Here is a 19,214-nt window from a genome sequence, read left to right on the forward strand (position 1 = left end):
TTTATTTAAGATAATCGTGGACAACACGACCATAAGGCAAGGTGAGATCTGTCAATAAATGTACACCATTTACGATGCGTTTTACGGGGAGATTTGCTACAGGAGCCAATGCATGATGTGCTAATTGCAATTGAGCTGGTCCTTGCCAAGCCCCTTTGATAACCACATTTTCAAGATAATATTCAACAAGCTCACAAATTCGAACACTACCATCAACATGAGGGATGATTTTAAGTAAATAATTTGGCGTAGCGAGTGATTCTGCTACTTTTTTTACATCCAGCGCTTCATATTTATAACCCATAGTTGCTGTAGCGATCCGACAAGGGCCATATTCGAGAGTGCCCAACAACGTTTCATGTACGACTTCCAGTTTGGGTTGTGCCAGCTTTTTGGGAAAGCCCCAAATTTCTCGACCACCAGCTATAGGAGGAAGATCATCTAAAAACATAGCATGGGTGTAATTTCCTATTTTACCTTTATAACGTACCGGGATGACTTGACCTGATTCTGTATAATCTCCAAATCCCGTTGAATCAGGCATGCGAATGAATTCAAACTTGACTAGAGGTTCTACTACTTCTAACGGTTCAGGAACCACTTCACGAAGCAGATCTATATCAGTTTCATAGGTAATAATTAAAAATTCCCTGTTGATGAAACGGTAAGGGCCACGAGGATAAGATGGACTGATGAGTGGCATGGCAAATGCTCGTTGAATTACATCCGCTTCATTCATTTTCAGACTCCTCCTTTAGATGTTTATTTGACGCCATATCATATACGGCAATACCCGTTGTATCTGGCATTTTTTTGTTCCAAGGTGATTTTTTGATGGCTTTTCTCCCATCAATGTAGCCGTGTTTTATGCGTTCCAAGATGCTTTTGTTTGAAAATTCATAATCTTTTGAAGAAAACTCAGTCTCATCATGTTCGTATAAAAAGCGAACTAAAGAAATTGTAGATTGATGCCCACGTGCCATACACAGTTGAAGTTCTGGATTTTCCTTTTCTTCTTCAGGAATATAACGCGAAAGAATATGAATGGTATTTTTTAAAGCATGAATTTGCTGATACGTTTGTACTGCTTTGGAAAAGCGGCTGGAATACTCTATGTCTTTTTTTCGTTTCAGTACGGCATCTAATGAAGTGGGATAGAGGCCATAAGAGTCAAATAAATGAATTGAGAAACACAATAAATTATGGGGGCATTGATTTGCAGATAATATATAAGTTACCGGGGAATTACTGGAAATTCCACCATCCCAATAATATTCACCTTCAATTTCAACAGCTGGAAAACCAGGAGGTAATGCGCCGCTGGCCATGATATGCTCAGGCCCAATTTTTGTATTTTGTGAATCAAAGTACACCATTTCACCAGTGCAAATTTCAACGGCACCAATGCTTATGCGTGTCTCTTGAGCGTTATTGAGTCGATCAAAATCAATAAATTGTTCTAGAGTCGACTTTAAGTTTTTGGTGTCGTAAAAACTCAAGGTATCAGGCGTGTCATAATATCCCATAAGCAGCGGTGGAAAACGAGGTGTAAAAAAACCTGGCTGGCCAAAAAGTAGTGCGGTTTGGGCGGATAGAATATGTTCAATTCTACGGCTTGCATCATCATTTGGAAGGAGTTTGCTCTCGATAAAAGAAGGAGTGGCTATGGTCTCCCAAAATTGATACATTTTTTCAACCCGTACCTTGGGTGGATTACCTGCTGCAATTGCCGCGTTAATCGCGCCGATTGAGGTGCCGGCAAACCAGTTTGGGTTATAACCAGCCTCATCCAAAGCATGCAAAATTCCCACCTGGTAAGCGCCTAAAGCGCCTCCACCTTGAAAACAACAAGCAACATGATGATGGGGCATTGTAGTCTTACTTTTTTTTGTTCGAGCCATAGGCCTTACTCCATGAACCATCCATGACTAACAATTAGCGACTGACCTGTCAGAGCATTTGATTCAAAAGAAGCAAAAAATAATGCAGTTTGTGCTACGTCATCGGTGGTAGTGAATTCTCCATCCACTGTATCTTTCAGCATTACATTTTTAATGACTTGTTCTTCTGTAATTCCTAATTCTTTAGCTTGTTCAGGAATTTGTTTGTCGACTAGCGGGGTACGTACAAATCCTGGGCAAATCACGTTAGCTCTTACGTTATGGGCGGCTCCTTCTTTGGCTACCACCTTACACAAGCCAATTAAACCATGCTTTGCTGTCACGTACGGTGCTTTCAGTTTAGACGCTTCTTTAGAATGGACTGAACCCATATAGATAATGCTTCCTCCCTTACCAGAAGCATACATATGTCTTAGTGCAGCTCGAGTTGTTAAAAATGCTCCATCCAATTGAATTGATATTAATTTTTTCCAATCAGAAAATGACAGTTGCTCTACAGGGCTGATAATTTGAATTCCTGCGTTGCTGACCATAACGTCAAGGCCGCCAAAGTATTTAGCAACATCATCCACGCCTTTATCAACCTGATTTTCATCGGTGACATTCATGGCAACGGCCATGGCTTCTCCACCTTTAGACTTTATTTCTTCAGCTGCAAGATTTGCTTGATCTAGATTAAGGTCTGCAATGGCAACTTTGGCTCCTGCTTTTGCATAGACTAAGGCGATTTCTTTACCTATGCCACTGGCGGCACCGGTAATTAGTGCTACTTTGTTTTTTAAGCGCATGATTACAATCCTTGTATAAGTATTATTTTGATTTAACGATCAACTATTTAGGCTTAATCTAAAATTCTTTTACAAAGTATAGCAATGGAAATTTGATATTGCCTTATATTCCTAAGATTTTTGTTATCATTTAGAAAATTATAAAAACAAATCCTTTTTTAATAGGTGGCCTCTTAACCTCATTTTGGAGGTTAAGAGGGAATTTTACTTGTATTAGTAGTAATATGGACGATAGTAATGATGATAGTAATAAGCGCGACGATCCTGTTCTTGGCCGATTGCATTTCCTACTAGTGCTCCAGCTCCTGCGCCAATTACAGTTCCAACTGCACTGCCTCCAGATACAGCATAGCCTATACCTGCTCCGGCAGCACCGCCAGCGGCAGTACCTACTTGAGTATTGGTGCATCCCCCAAGCATAAAAGCTGATAAACCAATAAAAAATAAGGGAGCGATAATTTTTTTCATAGTGTAACTCCTTTTATAGTGTTCAGGATTTTTGTATTGATAGAGCACAATTCAGTACAAAAAATCCTAGTTGCATCATCTTCACTATGATTCTAGTACAAAAATAACATTTTATGTAAAATAAGTGAGCATAAATTGTATTGCATACTATTTTTTAAATATCTAATTTTACTCTGACCCACATTTTCCAGTAGTATTAGTAGTATGAAGAATAATAAAAAACAGAGGACTTTATGTTTAAAGGAAGCATTGTCGCTTTATTAACACCCATGAAGAATGATCAGGTGGATGTCCCACGTTTGCGAGAATTGGTCGAGTTTCATATTGAAATGGGGAGCCATGGTCTTGTCGCAGCCGGTACTACCGGAGAATCAGGTACTTTATCACATGAGGAAAAACTACTAGTCATTAAAACAGTAGTTGATCAAGCCAAAGAACGAATTCCTGTTATTGCAGGCACTGGCATGAATGCAACCCGGGATTGTATTCAACTCACCCTTGAAGCTATGGAGTGTGGTGCTCATGCTGCGTTGATTATGACCCCTGCCTATATCAGACCGACTCAAGAAGGGCTATATTTACATTATAGCCAGATAGCAGAAGCGGTTGCTATGCCGATTATTCTGTATAATGTACCAACGAGAACTGCTTGTGATATGTTGCCTGAAACAGTAGCCAAGCTTGCAAAGATTTCCAATATTGTGGGAATAAAGGATGCTACAGGACAGATGACTCGCTTACAGCAAATTTTGCGTCTTTCAGAAGGCAGTATCGATGTGTATAGTGGAGATGATTTTACTGCTGCATCTTGGATGTTGGCTGGAGCGAAGGGAAATATTTCAGCAGCGGCTAATGTGGTTGCCAAATTAATGGCTAAATTATGTGACTCGGCTTTAGATGGTGATCATGCAGCATGTTTACGTTTAAACGAACAATTAATGCCTTTATATGAATTATTGTTTGTTGAAACGAACCCGATTGCAATAAAATGGGCAGCAAATAGAATGGGGCTAATGGAGAATGAATTAAGATTGCCATTAACCCGTTTATCAAAAGAACATCATGAGCCATTGGAAAAGATGATGAAGAATTTGGAGTTGATTTAAGTGAAAAAGTTGTTTTTTTTAATTTTTGTAACACTTGTGCTCTGTGGTTGTAGTCGTTATGCCAGTAATGGTGAACATCTTTACTTGAGTAGTCGTAATGGCCCCCCATTGGAAGTTCCACCGCCATTATCGAAAGCAAACATTAGTAGTTTTTATGATTTGCCTCAACAGAACCAGGATGCGCGTGTAAGTATCGCACCACCTGTATCATAAGGGGTTTATTATGACACCATCAGAATCAGCTGAGTTACTTATTGTACAGGAGTTATCGCAGCGTATTGTGGAAGCGCAGCGTAAAATCAGGATTCTTGATAGTATTAAATGGGATGAATCAATAAAAAAGGAATTTTTTAAACATAAAGGCAAAAAGCTTCCAGTTGTTGATAAAGAATATTACGATAAGAAGCCTATACCTTTCGATGTTCATGATAAACAAGAAGAATTCCGGATTATTTTGCGTGATACCCAGAATCAACTTGGACAGTATTCTACTTTAACTCGTTTAATACGCCGTCAGTGCGAAGAATACAGTCGGGCTACGCAAATGCTTGCCAAACGAGGTACCCCTGCATTTTCCGAGTTGGCAATGGAATTATATGGAAGTCCAAACGATGTATTCTATGCAGGTGGGCCACGAATGTCAGAGATGGGCACTTTGCTCTTTGATGTGTTAACAGGGCTTAGTGTCCAATTACAATCTGAAGCCGATGTAAAACGTTACACGCCCCAGCAGGCTCAAGAAATTTTGCAAGCGCGTTTAGGTCAATTTTTTGATAAACATCCTGGCAAGGTAACTGTGATGGTCAGTGATGATATGATTGCGGATGCTTCTGCAGGAGCAGATAGCATTAAATTGAGCCAGCAAGCAATGTTTAGTGATCGCGATCTTCGTTATCTTGAAGTACATGAAGGTTGGGTTCACGTTGGAACAACCTTAAATGGCTCCATGCAGCCCAATTGTTTTTTTCTTTCCAAAGGCTCGCCATCCAGCAGCGTCATTCAGGAAGGTTTGGCGGTGATTACGGAGATTGTAACTTTTTCTTCATATCCTAGCCGCATGTTAAAGATTACCAATCGCGTAATTGCTTTGGATATGGTGACACAAGGGGCAGATTTTCTCGATATTTATAATTATTTTATGGATTGTGGTCTAAGCGAAGAAGACAGCTACAATCAATCAGTACGTGTCTTTAGAGGAAGTACGCCTACAGGTGGTCCTTTCACCAAAGATTTGTCTTATGCCAAGGGCTTTGTATTGATTTACAATTACATCCGTTTTGCGATTAGCCGCAAGCATGTGGAGTCCATACCTTTATTATTTACCGGGAAATTAGTGCTTGACGATTTGCCTTTACTTACTGAACTTAAGGAGCGTGGAATTTTAACCAATCCTGTTTATCTTCCCCCCCCATTTCAAGATTTGGCAGCGTTAAGTGCGTGGATGAGTTTTTCTTTGTATTTGAATCAATTTGATTTAAATGAGATCCAAAAGAATTTCCGCTTTTTGATCGTTTAAAACATCCCCTAGCCTTGACGCGCAGCGGACCCCGGAAATGAATGTGACTCCGGGGCTACCGCTCCGCTTTCACCCATAGCAAAACCCGAGGATGAATATATGGAGAGTCTGGGTTACGGACTTTGCTTTCACCCAGGACTAAGACATTTAAAATTAAGCTTTACATGCTAAAGCTTCAACAAGCTCAACAGGTTCTTCTCTTAACCGTTGATGTGTAAAGAAGCGAGCGTGGTTATAACTTAAATTAGGTTTCTCTTGCTCTTTTATTGTTTTTGAAAGTTCAGGGTATTCATCCAAAAGCAATCGAGCTTGTTCTTTGATGTATGAATCATTAGATTTATTAATCATATTGAAATAATAGGTCGCTGTTTGTAAATCATTGGCATCATTTGAGTTCCCCAATATTTGCACCATAACCAGCATGGCATTAGTGCATTTCAAATTCGCGGCCTGGCGCATGGTTTGTTTGTACTCAGAAGATGTTGGTGGATAAATATGGGCTAAATGGTATAAAGCCATAGGATTATCTCGAGCTAAAACGATCATTTTAGGTAAATGTTGGAGCACAGCTTGTTGTAAAACATGATCGTTAGGTGAGCTGTGTAATTGATTTACCAGCGCAGCAAACTCATTACTTGAAGTGGCCATATCCTACCCCCTAACATTGACTACATTCCCTTGTAGGATAAAAGGTTAAGGTTAAGGCAAGATTAACGGAGGGAGGCTTTACGATTTTTTTACGTTTTCAAATGCTGCCCAGCCTATATGGAATAACATATGAGCCAAAATCGCTGCAATAAGCCCATGTTGCCAAAATAAATATCCAAAAAGTAATGATTGACAAAGGCTAAGTGTGATCAGCGAGTAAATGAAACGTCGGTTTGAAGTACAACCGGCAGCAAGGTACGCAGGAAGTTGGCTTATTGCTAATACCAATCCACTAATAAGCATTGAAATCCAGATGATCAAGTTAGGAAATTGCTTTGTAAAGAGTAATGCGAAAAAGGTTGCAAGGTTCATTAACCCCCATCGCCCAATAATTTCTTCTGCTACCCCGCCATAAAGAACACAGCCATCAACACCAAGGGCTGTGCGTAGATGAGTCATGACTTTCATGTTGTTCTTATCGATGATGCGTGCGATGAGACCATAATAGAGAACTAAAAAAAACATTAGTCCAAAAAAGGCATACAAAACAGTAGGTAGTAAAATAGGAAGTAATACACTTATTCCTGCTGTACCCTGTAACAGTGCCTCAAGTTTTGTATCATGTAATCCCGTCGCAGGAGATAACACGGCGCCTGCAAAACTTAGGATAAAGATCATGAATAAGGTTTGCAAAATGGCAAACCGACTCATCCTTTTTTTTAGTTCTTCGGAGTTATCAGGCAATAAAAAATAAATCAATCGTTTGATTGCAATGACTACCCCAGGGATGGATAAGCAGAACAAAACAGTGATTACAGGCCAATTGATTGTCATTTTTTATCCTTAAATAGCACTGCATAGAAAAATCCATCCATATCTTGTTCTCCCGGTAAAATTTGTTGACCATGTCCAGTAGCGTGGCCCCATGCCCTAGGTTCTTTAATTATCGTACAGTCTGGATGGGTTGCAACAAAATTTGCGATTTGCTGCTCATTTTCAGCGGACATCACCGAACAGGTGGCATAAAGCAGTAACCCACCTTTTGCGAGTAAGGGCCATAAGCAATTCAACATGTTATGTTGGATTTTAGTTATGGTAACGATTTCCTCGTCGTTCCGTAACAGCTTAATGTCCGAGTGGCGTCGAATGACGCCTGTTGCAGAACAAGGGGCATCTAATAAAATACGATCAAAGAGTTGGCCATCCCACCACGTGGCAGGGGTTAATGCATCACCTTCTACTAAATTGGCATGCAATTGAAGGCGATCTAAGTTTTCTTGAACGCGTTTCAATCGTTTCGGATCAACGTCCAGAGCAATACATACAGACAGGTTTGGTTCCTTTTCTAGAATATGACAGGTTTTTCCTCCAGGAGCACAGCAGGCATCGAGAACACGTAACCCAGGTTTTAAAGACAGTAAAGAAGCTGCTAATTGCGCTGCACCGTCTTGCACAGAAACTCGACCCTCTGCAAATCCGGGAAGTTGGCGTACATCGCAAGGTTTGGTTAGAGTAATCCCTTCAGCTGCAATAAGATGAGGTTTAGCGGCAAAGCCTGCTTCATTTAAAATCTGTAAGTATTCAGTAACAGAATTTTTTTGCACATTAACACGTAATGTCATGGGCGGATGCATATCGTTTGCTTGGGCGATTGCTTGCCAGTTATCAGGCCAATCTGTTTGCAAGCGTTCCAGTAACCATTGGGGCTGACCATGAATAAATCGGGGATCCTTGCTCAGGCGGTCCAGAATTTCATTTTGCTGGCGGCAGAAATTGCGCAAAACAGCATTAACCAACCCCTTTGCCCATGGTTTTTTGATTTTTTCAAGTAAGGATACCGTTTCTTTTACTACAGCATAATCAGGTACCTGCATGTAGTGCAATTGATAAAGGCCAATGAGTAATGCAATCCAAATTTCCAGTTCTTTTGGTCTTTTTTGAAGCAAACATTCTGCTAAGGCTTGTAAACGAAAATAATGACGGCAAAAGCCAAAGCAAATCTCTTTAGTCATTGGTGTAGCTTCGGCTGTTGCAGGCATAAGCTGGGATAAGGATGATTTATCAGTCAATAACTGGGTTAAAATTTTTAAGGCGTGCAGTCGTTCATTCTTGTTCATTAAAACACAAATCCTGCATGTACTTGTGCTTTAGATGAATTTAACCAATCGGCAATGGAGATCACTTTGGCACCTGGAAGTTGGATTCGTTCTACAAGCAAACTTTGGTCTCCTGTAGCAATCAACATGCCTTTTTTATCGATACTAATGACTGTGCCTGGCGCTTGTGAAAATGATTGGTCTACGACTTTAGCTTGATGAATGCGCAAAGTTTCCTCTCCGAGGGTTGTATAGGCGATTGGCCAAGGATTGAACGCGCGGATTTTTCGATCAATTTCTGCTGCGGAGTGTTGCCAATTGATGCACGCATCTTCTTTGTTAATTTTGCTGGCATAAGTGGCTAATTCATTATTTTGGATTTCGGGTTTTGCGGCTTGAGCAGCTAATTCATCCAGGGTTTGCAATAAAGGTTGCGCAGAGATCTGTGCCAGCTTGTCATGTAACGTTTGCGCGGTTTCTGATGCAGTTATAGGGCAGGCAACTTTATGAAGCATCGCGCCTGTATCCATACCTGCATCCATTTGCATAATCGTTACTCCAGATTCTGTATCGCCATGCAGTAGAACTGACTGGATAGGGGAGGCACCACGCCAGCGAGGCAACAAGGAGGCATGCACATTAATACAGCCTAAGCGAGGGATTTCAAGCACTGCTTTAGGTAAAATTAATCCATAAGCAATAACAACCATGACGTCTGGCTTTAATGCGGCAAGCTCTGCAATTGCCTCAGGATTCTTGAAATTCACCGGTTGATAGACTGGAATTTTCTGGTTTAAAGCCCATTCTTTCACTGCAGAAGCTTGTAATTTTCTACCACGTCCAGCAGGACGGTCAGGTTGCGTATAGATTGCTTTAATATGATGTTTTGAATGCAATAATGCCTCAAGACAAGGCAAGCCAAATTCTGGAGTTCCAGCAAAAACGATATTCAATGTGCTCATGGTAACTACCTGTTTCGATCAAGGATCGTCTTTAGAGGACGTATCTTAATGAATAATCTTATGGAAAATACAAGACTTATTTACGTGCATGTTGACGCTTGAATTTATCTAATTTTTTTCGTGCCATAGCTTTTTTCAATGGGGAAAGTAGGTCAATGAACAGTTTGCCATTCATATGATCAATTTCATGTTGCAAACATTCAGCGAGCAGGCCTTCTGCTTTAATCTCAAAAGGGTTTCCGTTTCTATCTAAAGCTTTTACAGTAACCTTTTCTGCGCGAATAACTGTATCATAAGCACCTGGGACAGAAAGACATCCCTCTTCAAATTTTTGTTCGCCTTCAGAAGTAATGATTTCTGGATTGATGATAACCAATTGATTCTGCTTATCTCCCGTAATATCAATCACAGACAAACGCAAACTCACACCAATTTGAGGTGCTGCCAGTCCGACACCACGTGCGTCATACATCGTTTCAAACATATCGTCGATTAACGTTTGCAATTTATCATCAAAATGCATAACCGGTTTTGCAACATCTCTTAATCGAGAGTCAGGTAAATATAGAATCGTATGAATAGCCATTGTTTATCTGGTTCTGTGTACAAATATCATGTTAATATTATCCTTCATATATTGTAAGGCTGCAAGATATTCCAACAAAGGATTGACTCTAATGAGATTTATTCTCTTTATATTCTTTTTTTCCCTCGCTAATTTAAACTATGCTCTAAGCTTAAAAAAAGATGCTCCGGCACGTTATGTTGTTCAACCGGGTGATAGTTTATGGACCATAGCCAATCGTTACCTAAATAATCCTTGGGAGTGGAAGGAACTCTGGCATGCCAACCCTGAGATAAAAAATCCCAATCGTTTATACCCTGGTGCAGTGCTCGTTTTAAGTTATTCTAAAACCAAACCTTACCTTAAGGTATTATCAAATGGCACAATTAAATTATCACCCAATGTTCGGCCCTTACCTTTAGATGAGCCCATTCCTGCGATACCTTTAAGCGATATTAAGCCTTTTTTAAATGAATCCTTGATATTGGATCAGGATGTGGTCAGTCGAGCACCTTACATTGTTGCGTTAGTAGGAGAGCACATGATGGGTGGTCAAGGGGATGAGGCCTATGTTCAAGGATTGCATCCATCTCGAGAAATACCTCCGGGGAGCATTCCTGCTTATTCCATTTTCAGAGGGGGGAAAGATTATGTGGATCCAAAAACTAAAGAGCTCTTGGGATATCGAGCTGATCTGGTAGGTTATGCAGAGTTGATTGCGGGCGGTGAGCCAGCAACTATTTTATTAACCAGCATTAATGAAGGTATTCGAGTTCACGATAGTGTTCTGATTAATAATAGCCCTGAATTTAATTTGTTCTTTGAGCCTAAAGCTCCTCTATTTCTCGTAAGAGGATATATCATTGATATGCCTAATGGGATGCCTAACGGGAATGTCGAGGAAGCTGCTGGTGGTGTGGCGGTGATTAGTTTGGGTGCCCGTGATGGATTGGAAGCTGGGGATGTTCTGGGTATCTATAGAGAGTCAGGCACCGTTAATGACCCTAAAAATCCTCTCATGCCTATTTTATTACCGCCTGAGCGTATTGGCGAGCTTATGGTATTTCGGGTATTTAGCAAAACCAGTTTCGCCTTGATTGTTCGTTCAACACGCGCAGTTTATTTATTAAATTATGTGGCTAATCCATGAGTAATTTACCTTATTATCTTGCATTAAACCGAATGGAACGAGTTGGACCGCGCACTGTAGCCAAACTACAAAAGCGTTGGCCTGATTTGCAGCACATGTTCCAGCTTTCAGCAATGGAACTCGAGCAAGCGGGCTTACCGCAGGCCCTGGCGCATACTATCGCTCACTTCGATATGAATGTGATTCAAGAAGATTTAAGTTGGTTGGCGGCAGCAGACGATCATCATCTACTTACTTGGGACTCCTCTGAATACCCTCCTTTATTGAAGGAAATTATGGATCCCCCCATTGTTTTGTATGCAAAAGGCCAGCTTGCTTGTTTAAATCAACCCAAATTAGCTGTGGTAGGTAGTCGTAATCCGACTGTAACTGGAAGTGAAAACGCACGGCAATTTGCAAAGGAGATCGCTTCACATGGCGTGACTATTGTGAGTGGTTTGGCTTTAGGTATTGATGCCCAAGCCCATCAAGGTTGTTTGGAGGCAGGGGGACAAACAATTGCGGTGCTGGGTACAGGAGTCGATCGCATTTATCCTCATCGGCATCGCTCATTGTCGCACGAAATTGCTCAAAATGGCCTATTAATGAGCGAATTCCCCTTGAAAAGCCCTCCTATCTCTGGACATTTCCCCCGGAGAAATCGTATAATAAGTGGTTTATCATTGTGCATTTTGGTTGTTGAGTCAGCAATCAAGAGTGGTTCGTTAATCACAGCGCGAATGGCTTTGGAACAAAACCGAGATGTTTTAGCGATTCCAGGCTCCATTCATAATCCTCTGGCTCGAGGGTGTCATTACCTGTTGCAGCAAGGAGCCAAATTAGTTACTTCAGTTGCCGATGTTCTTGAAGAGTTACGGATTGATTCGGAACAGCAAACAACTGATAAAGCTATTTTACCTCTTGCCAGCGGGAATAAAAACCTAGTAAAGTTCATTGGCTTTGAAATGACTACAGTGGATCAGATCATTTTACGTAGCGGATGCACCGTTGAGCAAGTCACTAGTGAGCTTGCAGAATTAGAATTAAATGGGGCTGTTGTATCTGTGCCCGGTGGCTATATGAGGTGTTAGTATATGAAAGATAACTTATTTGAGATGTTATTGAGTTTATTTGAACAAAGTCTTACCCAGCTGCAAGAAAGCCATAAAACCGCTGATCAGGATGCATCGGAACAACTAAATGAGGATGAAAACTTAGCTTCTGAAGAACAAGTTTTACATTTGAAATTACAACAACATACATCAACACGAGTCTTTACGTATGATGAGCAAATGAAACTGACTAAGGCCAGTTATCAATTTCTCATGCGTATGAAATTATGGAAAGTTCTTAATCCAGAATCATTTGAAATGATTATGAATCAATTGCAATTTTCTGAATCTCGTATCGTAACTCTTCAAGAGACCAAATGGACTATAAGAAATGCATTATCGAGTTCTTTGAATGAAGAACAATTGGCTTTTCTTGATTTAGTTCTTTATCAATCAGAAGATGAATTGACAATTCATTAAAAGATCGTCTATTACCTATATTACTAGAAGTTGGTGATATTTCATTTTCAGCACCATTATACCGTGTTTGCTCTTAAGCACGGGTATTTTTGATGCTTAGGGATGAAGTGAAAAGGATAAGGTTAACGTTATATGAGTAAACATTTGGTGATTGTAGAATCACCCGCTAAAGCGAAGACAATTCAAAAATATTTGGGTGGTGATTATGAGGTTGTGGCCTCTTATGGACATGTGCGTGATTTGCCAGCACGCAAGGGCTCCGTTAATCCCGAAAATCATTTTGCCATGACGTATGTTCCTATTGAAAAGAACTCACGTCATATCGAAACGATTGCCAAAATGCTCAAAAAGTCAGATTCCTTATTGCTCGCAACGGACCCTGATCGAGAAGGCGAAGCCATTTCCTGGCATATTTATGAATTAATGAAAGAAAAAAATCTAACAAAAGATAAGCCCATTCACCGGATTTTTTTCAATGAAATTACTAAATCAGCAATTCAGGATGCAATAAATAACCCACGTTCTATTTCGATGGATTTAGTCAATGCACAACAGGCGCGGCGCGCGTTGGATTATTTGGTGGGATTTAATTTATCTCCCCTGTTATGGAAAAAAGTGCGAAGAGGACTTTCTGCAGGACGAGTGCAAAGTCCAGCATTGCGACTTATTGTGGAGCGAGAAGAGGAAATCGAACGTTTTATTCCTCAAGAATATTGGAAGATTTTAGCTGAATGTATTCATACAAAGGTGTCCTTTGAAGCGCGTTTGACGCATTACAAAAATGAAAAATTACAGCAATTTACGGTAACCAAGGAAGAGCAGGCCCAACAAATCAAAGAGGATTTGGTTCGAGAAGCCCTCGGCTATTTACTCGTTACTCAAATCGAGAAAAAACAACGCAAGCGTAAACCATCACCTCCGTTTATTACATCGACTTTGCAACAAGAGGCTGCACGAAAATTAGGTTTTACCGCGCGAAAGTCGATGATGGTTGCACAACAATTATATGAAGGAATAGATATTGGAACGGGGACTGTCGGTCTTATCTCTTATATGCGTACCGATTCGGTGAATTTATCGGCGGAAGCAATAGAGGAAACACGGCAGTTTATTACGGAACGTTATGGTGCCGATAATTGTCCTGCAAGTCCAAGAGTTTACAAAACCAAATCCAAAAATGCTCAAGAAGCACATGAGGCGATTCGCCCCACATCGATTAAACGTACACCGGAAATGGTGCAATCGGCATTAACTGCTGATCAATACAAACTGTACAGTTTAATCTGGAAACGTACCGTAGCCTGCCAAATGGCTGATGCGATATTGGATACGGTTGCTGTAGATTTAAGCTGCGGTGAAGGCAATATGTTCCGCGCGAATGGTTCTACAATTACCTTCCCAGGATTCCTCTCGGTGTATGAAGAAGGTCGTGATGATACCAAAGATGATGAAAATGAAGGTTCATTATTACCTGCATTGAATGTCGGTGAAAAAGTCAAAGTACAGGACATATTAGCCAATCAACACTTCACAGAGCCGCCACCAAGATACTCGGAAGCAACTTTGGTTAAGGCACTGGAAGAATATGATATTGGACGACCGTCAACTTATGCATCCATTATTCACACATTGCAACAACGCGAATATGTTATTGTTGATAAGAAAAGATTCTTTCCAACGGATGTTGGTCGGATAGTAAACCGCTTTTTGACGGGTTATTTTACGCGGTACGTAGATTATAAATTTACTGCAGAACTTGAAGATACGCTTGATGCTATTGCGCGGGGTGAAAAAGAATGGATTCCGGTCTTAGAAGAATTTTGGCAGCCATTTGTGCAACAAATTACAACTACGGATCAACAAGTACAGCGTAAAGATGTAACCTCTGAAGTTTTAGATGAACAGTGTCCGAAATGTGGAAAACCGTTGTCAATAAGACTAGGTAAACGTGGGCGTTTCATTGGTTGTACTGGCTATCCAGAGTGTGATTACACCCAAGATATAGCAGGTCAGGATAATGAAAAAAATGAACCTGAAGTTGTCGAAGGAAGAGTATGTCCAGTATGTTCCAGTTCATTACATATAAAAACGGGACGTTATGGCCGTTTTATTGGCTGCAGTAATTATCCTCAATGTAAGCACATGGAACCTATAGAAAAACCAGCTGATACAGGCGTGGAATGTCCCAAGTGCCACGAAGCAAAAATCCTACAGCGCAAATCAAGAAAAGGGAAAATTTTCTATTCCTGTGGTAATTATCCTAAATGCGATTATGCGTTGTGGAATGAACCGATTAACCATCCATGCCCAAACTGCAGTTGGCCAATTTTGACTGTGAAAGAAAGCAAAAAATTCGGTCGACAAATCCTATGCCCACAGGATGGATGTGGTTATTCTACCAAGGAAGAACTAGAGGCAATGAAATAAGATACATTAAGCCTGGGTACAGTGTTTGCTGCACCCAGGTATCAATGTTTTGATCAATAAAAATCAATAGTTGTCGTAGTCACATCTAAAGGACCTACAGGATAAGAATAAACCGATACGGGTTCAACAACTGGTGCAACAGCGGGTGTAACAACACGCGTAACAGCGACAGGTCTGTATGAAACTACAGGTCTATATCTAATCACGGGTTTGTAGGTAACTGCTGATGTATATGCGATTGCCGGAGTATATACCGGTGTATATGCGGTGGTACAGCAACATCCTGCCATCAAAACAATACTTCCTAACAAAATTATCCATTTCATTATGTAGCCCCCTTTAATGGATGCCTACAAAAAGTGTAGATTATTTAGTCATAAATCACAAGAATTGAGCTATCTGGTTTTTTGGGGCGTTATTAAGATGCTGGATCTTTCTACAAAAGGGAGAGGGCCTGGTGGGAGGGAACTTATACCCATTGAATACAAACTCATTCTTCCTGTTCATTTTGAATCAGTATATACTCATCATCATCTTCTTCTTAGAAATAACTCAAACAGGATGTAGTGATGTTAGACAGGACCATTGTAGTTGATGAGCAATTTTTAAAGCGAGTACAACAAGCAGATTTTCCAAAACCTAATAGTACAATGAGTCCGGAAACGGCGGAATTGGATAAGAAAACTGCTATAGAGCTCTTTGATTCGCAAATCAAGTCACGTCTTCTTGATTTGATTGCCAGGCAGCTTAAGGAAAAGGGTTTATCATTTTATACTATAGGCAGCAGTGGACACGAAGGTAATGCAGTTTGGGGACAAGTATTTCGTCCCGATGACATGGCCTTTTTGCATTATCGGAGCGGGGCTTTTTATTTACAGCGTGCCAAGAAATTACAAGCTACTGACGGAGTGAGGGACATTTTACTTTCTTTAGTTGCCGCAGCAACTGATCCCATTTCAGGAGGACGCCATAAAGTTTTTGGAAGCGTTCCGCTAAATATCCCGCCACAAACCTCGACTATTGCATCACATTTACCTAAGGCTTTGGGCGCTGCATTATCGATTACGCGAGCCAAAGAATTAAATATTCACAGCAATCTAAATCCAGACTCCATCATTATCTGTTCCTTTGGTGATGCATCAACAAATCATGCTTCAGCGCAAGCTACCTTGAATGCATGTTCATGGATTGCCCAACAAAATTATCCTGTACCGATCGTGTTTATTTGTGAAGATAATGGAATAGGAATTTCAGTACCCACACCATCACAGTGGATTGAGCGTTCTGTCAGTGCTCGACCAGGTTTGCATTATATTGCATGTGATGGCTTGAATATTGCTGATGCTTATGCGAGTGCACAAGAAGCAGAATACTTGGCGCGTGTAAAAAAACAGCCTGTTTTTTTACACATGCGGTGTGTGCGTTTATTAGGTCATGCCGGTTCTGATATTGAATCACAATATTGTACACAAGCTGAAATTGAAGCCAGGGAAGCTCAAGATCCTTTATTGCATACTGCTGGTCTTTTATATCGTGAAGGCTGGATGAGTATTCAAGACATACTGAGTCTTTATCGAGATAATAAAGATTTAATTGAAGCCAAAGCAGTGGATGTGATAAGACAGCCTAAGCTCTCCAGTGCTGAAGCTATAATGTCTTCATTGATTCCCAGTGTACCGAAGAAACAACCATTCCCTTTGCCAAGTGAAGAGAAGCGTGCAGAAGTATTTGCCAATGCATTTTCACAATTAACTCAAAAGCGAAATTTATGTCAGCAGATTAATTTTGCATTGACTGATTTAATGCTGCAATATCCTAATATGTTGGTATTTGGAGAAGACGTAGGCAAGAAGGGTGGGGTGTATCGAGTGACGGCTGATTTACAGGCGCGTTTTGGACAACGCCGAGTATTTGATACGATTTTAGATGAAACCACAATTTTAGGAACTGCAATTGGCATGGCGCACAACGGATTTATTCCCGTGCCAGAAATTCAGTTTTTGGCTTATTTGCATAATGCAGAAGACCAACTTCGTGGTGAGGCCTCCACTTTATCCTTCTTTTCCAGTGGCCAATATCAAAATCCTATGGTTTTGCGGATTGCTTCATTAGCTTATCAGAAAGGATTTGGTGGTCATTTCCATAATGATAATTCTATTGCTGTATTACGTGATTTGCCTGGAGTGATTGTCGCATGTCCTTCAAATGGTCCAGATGCAGCAAAAATGTTGCGTACATGTATGCGTCTGGCTTATGAAGAGGGACGGGTAGTTGTCTTTTTAGAGCCGATTGCTTTATATATGACCAAAGATTTACATGAGCCTGGTGATAATGGATGGCTATTTAATTATCCAGAACCAGATGCTCTGATTCCGCCGGGAGAGGTAGGTGTTTTTGGAGAAGGACCAACCGTTATCTTAACCTATGCCAATGGTTATTATTTATCACGGCAAGCGGCTAAGGTATTGCAAGAAGAACACAATATTCCTGTGAAAATAGTGGATTTACGTTGGCTTAGTCCCTTACCGGCCGAAGCAATTTTGAAAGAAATAGCCAAAGCAAAACAGGTATTAATTGTCGATGAAGGCAGACAAAGTGGTTCAGTAAGCGAAGGCTTGATGACCTTGCTATTAGAAGAAGCCTCATCCAGGTTGAAAATCAAACGCATTACCGGTAAAGATTGCTTTATTCCTTTGGGTAATGCTTGGCAGTATTTGTTACCCAGTAAAGAAAGTATTATTGAAGCGGTTATTGCGTTACAGTCTGATAAAAGGGAGAAGGAAAGTGGACGACTTGTTGTTTCTTGATGAACAGTTGAATGGCGATGAACGCATGATACGTGATAGTGTCGCGCGTTTTGTCTCCAATGATGTAATGCCTTTGATGGCTGAGTCTTTTGAAAATGCTCAATTTCCACGAGAGCTTATTAGAAAATCTGCAGAACTGGGATTGTTGGGTTTGACCTTACCCGCGGAGTACGGTGGTGCCGAAGCATCTTATGTCTCTTACGGATTGGTTTGCCAGGAGTTAGAACGCGGCGATAGTGGATTACGTAGCTTTGTTTCGGTACAAAGTTCCTTATGCATGTTTCCTATTTTTCGTTTTGGTTCTGAAGAACAACGGGTGCGTTTTTTGCCAGGAATGGCTGCAGGTGAGATCATTGGCTGCTTTGGTTTGACTGAGCCTGATTTTGGTTCCGATCCGGCCGGTATGAGAACGACTGCAAAGAAAGTTAAAGGTGGATGGACTCTAAATGGTGCAAAAATGTGGATCACCAATGCACCAATTGCGGATATTGCTATTGTTTGGGCAAAAACAGATGAGGGTGTTCGTGGTTTTATTGTAGATACTAAATCAGAAGGATTAAAATGCCCTGAAATCAAGTTAAAGATGTCATTACGCGCATCGATTACCGGTGAATTGGTTTTTGATAACGTTTTTGTCCCCGATGAAAATTATCTTCCTGGCAGTGAGAAAGGTTTAGGCGCTCCTTTAAGTTGCTTAAGCCAGGCGCGATATGGTATTGCTTGGGGCGCCATGGGCGCTGCAATGGCCTGTTTTGATATTACTCGCGACTATCTGTTAGAGCGTAAACAATTTAACCAGCCTTTGGCATCGTTTCAGCTTATTCAAAAAGATCTGGCAGATATGTATACTGAAATTATTAAGGCACAATGTCTTAATTTACAGATAGGCCGAATAAAAGATAATCATCGTGAAAGTCCCGTGATGATTTCCCTGGCTAAAGGTAATGCATGTCGTGAAGCATTAAACATTGCGCGAAAATGCAGGAATTTATTGGGAGCAAATGGAATCAGCCTTGAATATCATGTGATTCGTCACATGCTTAACTTAGAATCAGTCTTTACGTACGAGGGTACGGATAACGTTCATACTCTGGTACTAGGAAAACATATTACTGGAATTAATGCTTTTGCTTAAACCAGGCACGAAAAGGTTAAGCACCAAGATCAATGACTTTAATGGCAACCCGGAAACTCAGCCCGGGTTGCCATTTGTTTCGCCCAGCACAAGTCATTGGCATCGGTAGAGTTTAACAGGGGTTCCTTCTTCAA

General features: G+C 40.7%; 20 protein-coding genes. 10 read left to right on the forward strand and 10 right to left on the reverse strand.

The features are described 5' to 3' along the window. Position 1 precedes the first annotated feature (1 nt). The 4 genes from DGG96_RS16230 to DGG96_RS16245 all read right to left on the reverse strand — a co-directional run bounded on the left by DGG96_RS16230 (position 2) and on the right by DGG96_RS16245 (position 3,157). Positions 2–739: an acetoacetate decarboxylase gene (locus DGG96_RS16230; protein WP_110142804.1), complete on the reverse strand. Its 738-nt coding sequence runs from the start codon at positions 737–739 to the stop codon at positions 2–4. Further along, positions 732–1,901, reverse strand: a complete 1,170-nt coding sequence (locus tag DGG96_RS16235) for a patatin-like phospholipase family protein (protein ID WP_110142803.1) — start codon at positions 1,899–1,901, stop codon at positions 732–734. Before DGG96_RS16235 ends, DGG96_RS16230 begins: the two co-directional genes overlap by 8 nt. Before the next feature lie 5 nt (positions 1,902–1,906). After that, positions 1,907–2,689, reverse strand: a complete 783-nt coding sequence (locus DGG96_RS16240; RefSeq protein WP_110142802.1) for a 3-hydroxybutyrate dehydrogenase — start codon at positions 2,687–2,689, stop codon at positions 1,907–1,909. A gap of 213 nt (positions 2,690–2,902) precedes the next feature. Further along, complete coding sequence (locus tag DGG96_RS16245; RefSeq protein ID WP_110142801.1) at positions 2,903–3,157, reverse strand: glycine zipper domain-containing protein; 255 nt, start codon at positions 3,155–3,157, stop codon at positions 2,903–2,905. Between the two features lie 233 nt (positions 3,158–3,390). Between DGG96_RS16245 and dapA the strand changes: the two genes are divergently transcribed. From dapA to DGG96_RS16260, 3 genes are read left to right on the forward strand one after another with little or no spacing between them, the layout of a single operon-like run. Further along, positions 3,391–4,263 carry a 4-hydroxy-tetrahydrodipicolinate synthase gene (gene dapA, locus DGG96_RS16250; protein WP_110142800.1) on the forward strand — a complete coding sequence of 291 codons (873 nt, stop codon included), beginning with the start codon at positions 3,391–3,393 and terminating at the stop codon, positions 4,261–4,263. Beyond that, positions 4,264–4,476: a hypothetical protein gene (locus tag DGG96_RS16255; protein ID WP_110142799.1), complete on the forward strand. Its 213-nt coding sequence runs from the start codon at positions 4,264–4,266 to the stop codon at positions 4,474–4,476. It abuts the gene before it with no gap. 10 nt (positions 4,477–4,486) lie between these two features. After that, entirely contained in the window at positions 4,487–5,779 is a 1,293-nt protein-coding gene (locus DGG96_RS16260; RefSeq protein WP_110142798.1) for a flavohemoglobin expression-modulating QEGLA motif protein, read from the forward strand. Positions 5,780–5,932: 153 nt separating this feature from the next. Here DGG96_RS16260 and DGG96_RS16265 read toward each other — a convergent pair whose 3' ends face one another. The 5 genes from DGG96_RS16265 to def all read right to left on the reverse strand — a co-directional run bounded on the left by DGG96_RS16265 (position 5,933) and on the right by def (position 10,071). Continuing rightward, positions 5,933–6,427, reverse strand: coding sequence for a hypothetical protein (locus tag DGG96_RS16265; protein ID WP_110142797.1), 495 nt, complete (start codon positions 6,425–6,427; stop codon positions 5,933–5,935). A 78-nt stretch (positions 6,428–6,505) separates the two neighbouring features. Further along, positions 6,506–7,261, reverse strand: coding sequence for a CPBP family intramembrane metalloprotease (locus DGG96_RS16270; protein ID WP_110142796.1), 756 nt, complete (start codon positions 7,259–7,261; stop codon positions 6,506–6,508). Then, complete coding sequence (rsmB, locus tag DGG96_RS16275; protein ID WP_110142795.1) at positions 7,258–8,544, reverse strand: 16S rRNA (cytosine(967)-C(5))-methyltransferase RsmB; 1,287 nt, start codon at positions 8,542–8,544, stop codon at positions 7,258–7,260. The genes DGG96_RS16270 and rsmB overlap by 4 nt, the downstream gene beginning before the upstream one ends. Next, positions 8,544–9,485 (reverse strand): methionyl-tRNA formyltransferase, encoded by a 942-nt coding sequence (fmt, locus tag DGG96_RS16280; protein ID WP_110142794.1) that lies wholly within the window; start codon positions 9,483–9,485, stop codon positions 8,544–8,546. The genes rsmB and fmt overlap by 1 nt, the downstream gene beginning before the upstream one ends. A gap of 76 nt (positions 9,486–9,561) precedes the next feature. Then, positions 9,562–10,071 carry a peptide deformylase gene (gene def / locus DGG96_RS16285; RefSeq protein ID WP_110142793.1) on the reverse strand — a complete coding sequence of 170 codons (510 nt, stop codon included), beginning with the start codon at positions 10,069–10,071 and terminating at the stop codon, positions 9,562–9,564. A gap of 91 nt (positions 10,072–10,162) precedes the next feature. Between def and DGG96_RS16290 the strand changes: the two genes are divergently transcribed. From DGG96_RS16290 to topA, 4 genes are all read left to right on the forward strand, one after another. After that, positions 10,163–11,200, forward strand: coding sequence for a LysM peptidoglycan-binding domain-containing protein (locus DGG96_RS16290; protein ID WP_110142792.1), 1,038 nt, complete (start codon positions 10,163–10,165; stop codon positions 11,198–11,200). Beyond that, on the forward strand, positions 11,197–12,270 hold the full coding sequence (gene dprA, locus DGG96_RS16295) for a DNA-processing protein DprA (RefSeq protein ID WP_110142791.1): 1,074 nt from the start codon (positions 11,197–11,199) through the stop codon (positions 12,268–12,270). Before DGG96_RS16290 ends, dprA begins: the two co-directional genes overlap by 4 nt. 3 nt (positions 12,271–12,273) lie before the next feature. After that, a complete protein-coding gene (locus DGG96_RS16300; RefSeq protein WP_165831602.1) occupies positions 12,274–12,711 on the forward strand; it encodes a DUF494 family protein in 438 nt (145 codons plus the stop codon). A gap of 132 nt (positions 12,712–12,843) precedes the next feature. After that, the gene (topA, locus tag DGG96_RS16305; protein ID WP_110142790.1) at positions 12,844–15,138 is read left to right on the forward strand and encodes a type I DNA topoisomerase; all 2,295 of its coding nucleotides are present in this window, start codon (positions 12,844–12,846) and stop codon (positions 15,136–15,138) included. A 53-nt stretch (positions 15,139–15,191) separates the two neighbouring features. On the opposite strand, the gene DGG96_RS16310 is transcribed toward topA, so the two are convergent. Continuing rightward, the gene (locus tag DGG96_RS16310; protein ID WP_110142789.1) at positions 15,192–15,464 is read right to left on the reverse strand and encodes a hypothetical protein; all 273 of its coding nucleotides are present in this window, start codon (positions 15,462–15,464) and stop codon (positions 15,192–15,194) included. 16 nt (positions 15,465–15,480) lie between these two features. Between DGG96_RS16310 and DGG96_RS16315 the strand changes: the two genes are divergently transcribed. Genes DGG96_RS16315 through DGG96_RS16325 form a run of 3 tightly spaced genes read left to right on the forward strand, consistent with a single transcriptional unit; the run spans position 15,481 to position 19,080 of the window. Then, positions 15,481–15,705 (forward strand): hypothetical protein, encoded by a 225-nt coding sequence (locus DGG96_RS16315; RefSeq protein WP_110142788.1) that lies wholly within the window; start codon positions 15,481–15,483, stop codon positions 15,703–15,705. Between the two features lie 2 nt (positions 15,706–15,707). Then, positions 15,708–17,945 (forward strand): dehydrogenase E1 component subunit alpha/beta, encoded by a 2,238-nt coding sequence (locus DGG96_RS16320; RefSeq protein WP_110142787.1) that lies wholly within the window; start codon positions 15,708–15,710, stop codon positions 17,943–17,945. Continuing rightward, a complete protein-coding gene (locus DGG96_RS16325) occupies positions 17,923–19,080 on the forward strand; it encodes an acyl-CoA dehydrogenase family protein (protein WP_110142786.1) in 1,158 nt (385 codons plus the stop codon). The genes DGG96_RS16320 and DGG96_RS16325 overlap by 23 nt, the downstream gene beginning before the upstream one ends. Positions 19,081–19,214 lie beyond the last annotated feature (134 nt).

Source organism: Legionella qingyii, from assembly GCF_003184185.1.